This window comes from Sporomusa sp. (assembly GCF_035561255.1).
GTDB lineage: Bacteria > Bacillota > Negativicutes > Sporomusales > Sporomusaceae > Sporomusa.
In genome coordinates this window covers 1-6,251 of the sequence record NZ_DATMXX010000360.1, presented here as the reverse complement: position 1 = coordinate 6,251, position 6,251 = coordinate 1, and the positions used below count along the sequence as shown (strand labels likewise).

General features: G+C 43.3%; 9 protein-coding genes. 6 read left to right on the top strand and 3 right to left on the bottom strand.

Annotated elements, in window-relative coordinates:
• Positions 1-287: 287 nt before the first annotated feature.
• Positions 288-641 carry a type I restriction-modification enzyme R subunit C-terminal domain-containing protein gene (locus VN379_RS20605; protein WP_325537344.1) on the bottom strand — a complete coding sequence of 118 codons (354 nt, stop codon included), beginning with the start codon at positions 639-641 and terminating at the stop codon, positions 288-290.
• Between the two features lie 229 nt (positions 642-870).
• Between VN379_RS20605 and VN379_RS25220 the strand changes: the two genes are divergently transcribed.
• The 4 genes from VN379_RS25220 to VN379_RS20590 are packed head-to-tail and all read left to right on the top strand — an operon-like array spanning position 871 to position 3,842.
• Positions 871-1,359: a DUF6431 domain-containing protein gene (locus VN379_RS25220; protein ID WP_414715026.1), complete on the top strand. Its 489-nt coding sequence runs from the start codon at positions 871-873 to the stop codon at positions 1,357-1,359.
• 41 nt (positions 1,360-1,400) lie between these two features.
• A complete protein-coding gene (locus VN379_RS20600; RefSeq protein WP_325537342.1) occupies positions 1,401-2,753 on the top strand; it encodes a DDE-type integrase/transposase/recombinase in 1,353 nt (450 codons plus the stop codon).
• Entirely contained in the window at positions 2,746-3,546 is an 801-nt protein-coding gene (locus VN379_RS20595) for an ExeA family protein (protein WP_325537340.1), read from the top strand. Before VN379_RS20600 ends, VN379_RS20595 begins: the two co-directional genes overlap by 8 nt.
• Positions 3,543-3,842: a hypothetical protein gene (locus tag VN379_RS20590; RefSeq protein ID WP_325537338.1), complete on the top strand. Its 300-nt coding sequence runs from the start codon at positions 3,543-3,545 to the stop codon at positions 3,840-3,842. The genes VN379_RS20595 and VN379_RS20590 overlap by 4 nt, the downstream gene beginning before the upstream one ends.
• A 129-nt stretch (positions 3,843-3,971) precedes the next feature.
• Here VN379_RS20590 and VN379_RS20585 read toward each other — a convergent pair whose 3' ends face one another.
• Positions 3,972-4,769 (bottom strand): hypothetical protein, encoded by a 798-nt coding sequence (locus VN379_RS20585; protein WP_325537336.1) that lies wholly within the window; start codon positions 4,767-4,769, stop codon positions 3,972-3,974.
• 82 nt (positions 4,770-4,851) lie between these two features.
• On the opposite strand from VN379_RS20585, the gene VN379_RS20580 reads away from it, so the two are divergent.
• Positions 4,852-5,115 carry an AbrB/MazE/SpoVT family DNA-binding domain-containing protein gene (locus VN379_RS20580; RefSeq protein ID WP_325537334.1) on the top strand — a complete coding sequence of 88 codons (264 nt, stop codon included), beginning with the start codon at positions 4,852-4,854 and terminating at the stop codon, positions 5,113-5,115.
• A gap of 45 nt (positions 5,116-5,160) precedes the next feature.
• Positions 5,161-5,538, top strand: coding sequence for a PIN domain-containing protein (locus VN379_RS25215; protein WP_414715025.1), 378 nt, complete (start codon positions 5,161-5,163; stop codon positions 5,536-5,538).
• A 364-nt stretch (positions 5,539-5,902) separates the two neighbouring features.
• Here VN379_RS25215 and VN379_RS20575 read toward each other — a convergent pair whose 3' ends face one another.
• Positions 5,903-6,154, bottom strand: coding sequence for a helix-turn-helix transcriptional regulator (locus VN379_RS20575; RefSeq protein ID WP_325537332.1), 252 nt, complete (start codon positions 6,152-6,154; stop codon positions 5,903-5,905).
• Between the last annotated feature and the right edge of the window lie 97 nt (positions 6,155-6,251).

Here is a 6,251-nt window from a genome sequence, read left to right as displayed (position 1 = left end):
AATATGGGCTGACTCAAATTTCTGAGTCAGCCTACTTGATTTTTAGAACATAATATACAAAAAGAACATAAACGATTAAATCAAAATGCCTTTTGGGGCATTATTTTATACTTCTGTCAACTTTACTATTTCAGCCTTCCTTTTCAGAGTTTCCTTATGATCCACCTGGTACTTACCATCGACCAAAACTATTACATCACTTTCCTTGGCTTCAGAAATCACCAGCTAGATTTTTAGGAATATCCTTCATCTTAGCCGTAAACTTTTAAACTCAGCAAAATATGTTCTTAAGATACTCTGACCGCATTCACTTTAATCGATTCCAGAACATGCATAATCCGCAGCGCGTCTTCCAGCGGGAAAATTTCCGTAATCCTGCCGACAGTGGTAAACGGCGGCTCGGTCAGTTCCCGGTTGTCTTTCACTAAGCCGTTTTTAACCACATAATCGATGATGGTTTTAAGATAATTGCTCTGCGGCGCGGTCAGGTTTTGTTTGCTTAAAAATTCCGCAAAGGCCTGATTAGCCGCTTCCTGAGTCAGACCGGTAATGGAGCGGATCAGTTCGCCCAAAGCCGTGTCCGGGAACTGTTTATCATAGTCCTCTTTGCTTCCCAGTTCATGCCAGAGAATCTGTTCCAAAGTGTTTCAGCCAGCCTAAAATGTCCGATTGCTGACGGGATTGCCTGTCCATGATTAGCCGGATATAATGACCATAACTTAAGAAAAGGAAAAGATACCTCCGTTTTCAGCGTAAATCTGGACCAACAGATTTACCAGAGGTATCCCCCATAGATCATGGTTATTGTAACAAAATATGATCTGGTTGAAAACCCTCTGACCGGTTTTTTCTGTTAGGTGTGAGGAAAATATCCCTTGTCCATGTTGTGGAGAAGATCTCAGAGTAATTGGAAGCCGTAAGCGTAAATTGAAAAAGAGTTGCGGGCAAATCAAGATTTTAATCATACGCAGGCTTCAATGTACAGTCTGCAGACGGATTCATCACGAACTGCCGGATTGTCTGGTTCCCTACAAACGCTATGAGTCAGTATGTATAGAGGAAGTAATCACCAATGACTCCTCTTCTTTGAGTGTGGCAGCCGATGAAGCTACCCTGTACAGGATTCGCAAATGGTTTTTCATACAGGTTCCAAACCTGCTTGGCGCTCTAAAGTCAATCGTCCTTCAATTGAGACAAGTTCTGGTGAAAGAGCAGTCCGAACTTTCGCTGCCTGCACACCATAGAATAGGACTTTATGTCGGAAAGTCACCAGGTTGGCTGGCACGAACTGTCCGAGCCGTCGTAAATACAAATTTGTGGGTACATACCCGTTTTGCATTTTTGTCCGGAAGCTCCTGAGATAGACTCGAAGAAAAGTCTATGAAAGGAAGTGTTTTCGGGTGAAAGACCAGAAAAAGGCCGAGGAAATTGCCGCAGCCCGGGTACAACTATTATCACCGCTGCTGGCAAGCGGCATCGATGCAGCAAAAGCTAAGGAACTAAAAGAACAGATCAGTAAAGAGCACGGGATATCTGAAAGGACGATACGCCGTTATTTAAGCATGTACAGCCTTAACGGATTTTCCGGGCTGAAACCAAAGAGCAAGGGACGCCCACCGTCTGAAGCGATTGCGCCGGAAATTGTTGATCAAGCAATCCTCCTACGCCGGGAAGTTCCCAGCCGCAGTGTAGCGCAAATTATTCAAATCCTGGAGTGGGAAGGCAAAGCAACACCCGGGGAAATTAAGCGCAGCACCCTGCAGGAAAAACTCGTAAACCGCGGTTACAGTACTCGTCATATGCGAATGTATACTGATTCCGGGGTGGCAGCCAGAAGATTTCAGCATCACCGCCGCAATTCACTTTGGCATTCGGACATCAAGTATGGGCCGTTCTTGCCGATTGGCTCAGATAAATCTTTAAAACAGGTCTATCTGGTAAGCTTTATTGATGATGCAGCCAGATTTGTTTTGCATGGAGCTTTCTACCCCACACTCGACCAGATGATTGTCGAAGACTGCTTCCGGACTGCGATCCAAAAGCACGGGGTACCGGAATCTGTATATTTTGACAACGGTAAGCAGTATAGAACTAAATGGATGAAACGAACCTGTTCCAAGCTTGGAATTAGACTACTGTATGCCAGACCGTATTCTCCAGAGAGTACAGGGAAAGTTGAAATCTTTAATAAAACAGTGGATAAATTCTTAGCTGAAGCAGAATTGGAAAAACCCAAAACACTGGATCGCTTAAACGAACTCTTCCAGATCTGGCTGAGTGAGTGCTACCAAAACAAAGCTCATGCAGGACTGAAAAATAAACAGAGCCCGGAAACTGCCTACCGCAGCGACAAGCAACCTATCCGGTTTGTTTCTGCAGAAGATTTAACTAACGCTTTCTTGCACTGCGAAACACGCGTAGTGGATAAAGCGGGCTGTATCAGTTTTATGAGTAAAAAGTTTGAAGTGGGAATTATGTTTATTGGCTGTAAAGTTGATGTGATCTATGATCCGGCAGACATAGCAGAACTGACTATTGAATACGAAGGACATAAACCTTGGCAGGTGCGTGAACTTCTAATTGGTGAAAGAGCCGGAAAACGTCCCCCTCTGCCTGAACACCTGCAGAAAGTACCTGCTGATTCATCGCGACTTCTTGTGGCAGCGGCTGAGAAAAACCGCCGGCGCCAAAAGCGTCAAATACAGGCTGTCTCCTATCGCACCGTGCCGAAGGAGGACGATAGCAATGTTTGAATCATTTTACGGTTTAAGCAAAGTTCCATTCTCCCGTAATATCCCAACAAGTGAGCTTTACAAGTCAGCCTCACTGGAAGAAACACTTGGCAGGCTGGAATATGCCGCCGAAAGAAAATGGTTTGCAATAATCACCGGCGACTGCGGAACAGGAAAAACAACTACAATCCGCAGATATGCCGAAATCTTAAGCAATACTAAGTTCAAAGTGCTCTACATCTCTGATTCTAAGCTTACACCCCGCCACTTCTATAAGGGGCTTTTAGAACAGCTAGGCCATGAATCAAAATTCTACCGTGGCGATGCTAAACGACAGCTGCACCGGGAGATTGAGCTAATGCAGGGAATTCATAACCTGCAGCCGATTGTAGTTGTAGATGAAGCTCACCTTTTAGATAAGGAAATGCTGGAGGAAGTCCGGTTCCTGCTCAACATGAACATGGATGCTCGAAGCCCGATGGCCTTAATCCTTGTCGGTCAAAATGAACTTTGGGAGCGCCTGCAATTGCAGGCTTACGCTGCCATTCGCCAGCGCATTGATCTGCAATGTAAGCTTAATTATTACGATCGGGCCGATGTTGAAGCATATATAAAACGGCACCTGGCTTACGCCGGAGCAGGGCATGACATGTTTTCCGATCAGGCAATAGATGATATTTACCGTTTTTCCAGTGGCGCAGCAAGGCTTATTAACAAAGTCTGCACTCACTGCCTGATGTACGGGGCCCAAAATGGACACCGAATAATCGACGATCGTATGGTTAAACGCGTTGTCGAAGGTGAATTGTTATGAGTGGGCAAGTCCGTAATGAAACTGAACCAAGCTTCATAAATCGTCCCGACTTGGAAGAGTATTTTATCCAGACCGGTTTTTATGATTTGCTGCCCTTGGCCTGGCAATTAACGAATGATTTTGGCTATGGGGAAAGCGAAATGATTGAAGCTATCTGCAAGTTGAATGATAAGTTTTTGCAGTATCCGCCAAGGAAAAACAGAACCGCCTGGTTCAAAACAGTTTTCAAGGAAAAGTTGCAGGAAGCCAGAAGTGATATTCTCACTTTTAAGGCGATGAAAAAGTTTAGAAGGTAAACTGATGAATAAGCTTGGAGCCAGCTACTCACTGGTTCTAAGCTGAATTTTATTCAAATTTAGACTGACGGACTGACTGACCAAAATTTTTGGTCTGTTTATCCGTCAAAATTCAGACAACTTACACCATCAAACTCCAGACATTATACGGGGGCTGTAACACAAAGAACTGTAATCGGTCTGCGTAAGCGGAATATTATTCATCAGTTTGTAGATGGCTATATGTTCTTTGTGTTTGTTGACATACTGGTTGACCTTGTTCTTATAGTCTTCATCAGCCGTTTCGTAATCATAGACAGCCCCGCCCTCAAAGACAGCCAGGATTTCATCCTGGAGATTAATATAGACCTTATGACCGCTGTCATCCAAAAACTTAATTAAATCCCTGAGGTTCACCCTGACATTTTCAATCTCCAAAATGCTGACACCGTCCCAGAAAGTCGAGGTTTGGACTTGTTCGATCAGTTCTTTTTGGGCCAGAATTTGCGGGATTGCCGCCCCTTTTTTCGCCAGTTTGCTGCTGATGGTCATGGTCCTCTTGATTGCCCTGGCTGCAGGCTTTTCAGCCCCGTTGATCACGGACAGCATAAGCAGGTACATAGCCGCATCAAAAGCCTTGGCCTTATCATCCGGATCGGTGAAAATAATCAACGGCGCAATCTGCTCGCTTAAATTCCGGACATCCTTCTCCGTCAAAGAAGAGAAGGATTCCGGTTGGGCGTATTTTTCCACATAAACTCTTTTTTCCCGAACGGCAAAGTTCTCCATAGGCAGGGCTTTGCTAGCCGCCGCAACGCTCTCGACAAGCCCGGTCCGGTAATCCTGATAAGAATCGCCCGTAAAGCGCAAATCTTGCAAAGCCAGAATGAGCTTGACTTTAGCGCTAAAAATCCGCTCCATGGTACTGGGGCTGATTTTACTCTCCACTAAAATTGCACCGACATTTATACTGTAGTATACTATGGGTAAAGAAAGTAAAGAAGTAAAGATATAGAAGGATGGTTGTGTTATGGAAGTATCAAGAATCAGCTCTAAGGGACAGGTAACAATTCCGAAAAGTATTCGAGAATTATTAAACTTAAACGAGGGTGACCGGGTGGCCTTCATAGAAGATAACGGAAAAGTTGTGATCACTAAGGCCAGCTTAATTGCCTTGCATGAGCTACAAGATGCTCTAAGTATAGAAGCCCGGGAGAAAGGCATTACCGAAGAAGATCTTCTGAAAGAACTGGAAGTAGTTCGGGAGGAAATGTGGAATGAACGGAAAAAGTAATGCCTTGCGGGTATTTATTGATTCTAACATTCTTGTGTCTGCTGTATTATCCGAATCTTCCCTTCCAGCAAGCTGTTAACCTTACTCATTGAGGAACACCATTTAATTATTTGCAGTTATTCAATTACAGAGGTTTCAAAGGTCATTGATCGAAAATTCCCGGAACATATTGCGAAATGGGATAAGTTTCTAACGTCTCTGGAATTTGAAATAGCATACACGCCGACAGACTTATCAACTGTGAAAGTTCCATTTATTCGCGATCCGGCAGACCTACCAATTCTGGTTTCTGCAATGGTGGCTCAACCAGATATTCTTATCACTGGAGATACGGATTTTCACACTCCGGAAATTCAAGAATATTTTACGATAATGACTCCGGGTGATTTTCTTAACGTTTTTTCCAGTGATATAAATCATTGAACAGGGCCTTTAGTATGTATTCTAGACTCCCCGGATTCTGTAGTAGAAACCCAACACCCTACTATGTACTATTATAATATACTAACTACTTTGCTGGTGATTCGAACCTTCCTTGAACTTAATTCACATCATATGGGATTAGCTTAATAAGCATGACAGCTTCCCATAAACAGCATGTCCCAGATACGACAACGTTGACGTATTTGGGACATGTTTGGCTTAAGGTCATAGATACCACAACCAACGACCATTTACGATTGGGTAATAAAAACCAGTCGGCTTTAGCTATAACCTGGCGGATATGCAAACAGTAACAATCTGCTCCCGGGTCGTTAGCAGATACTGCGCATTAAATATCAATTTGTTATTTAAACATCAAAAGTTGGCTTGGATCAACATCAAGGGCTTTAGCAATCCTGTAAAGGGCAATTATAGATACACCATAGGTCGATGTGCTTTCCAGATGGCTTATGGTAGTATAACTAAGTCCTGATTTTTCTGCAAGCTCATTCTGACTAAGATCCCTCTGCTTACGGAAAAATTGGATTTTGAAACCTATATTTTTTAAAAATTGCTCTTCTTCCTTGGTATATGACCTGCTGTTAATAGGGGGCATAATTCCTCCTAATAGTAAAACAATATTTTACCTAATTTTATCTAAATCTTAATTGCAATAATACGTGATTTTGAGGTATAATATTGTTGTTACATTG

Coding starts and splice junctions, on each gene's coding strand:
- VN379_RS20595 (WP_325537340.1), top strand. CDS start 2,746: ATGTTTGAATCATTTTACGGTTTAAGCAAAGTTCCATTCTCCCGTAAT.
- VN379_RS20590 (WP_325537338.1), top strand. CDS start 3,543: ATGAGTGGGCAAGTCCGTAATGAAACTGAACCAAGCTTCATAAATCGT.
- VN379_RS20580 (WP_325537334.1), top strand. CDS start 4,852: ATGGAAGTATCAAGAATCAGCTCTAAGGGACAGGTAACAATTCCGAAA.
- VN379_RS20575 (WP_325537332.1), bottom strand. CDS start 6,154: ATGCCCCCTATTAACAGCAGGTCATATACCAAGGAAGAAGAGCAATTT.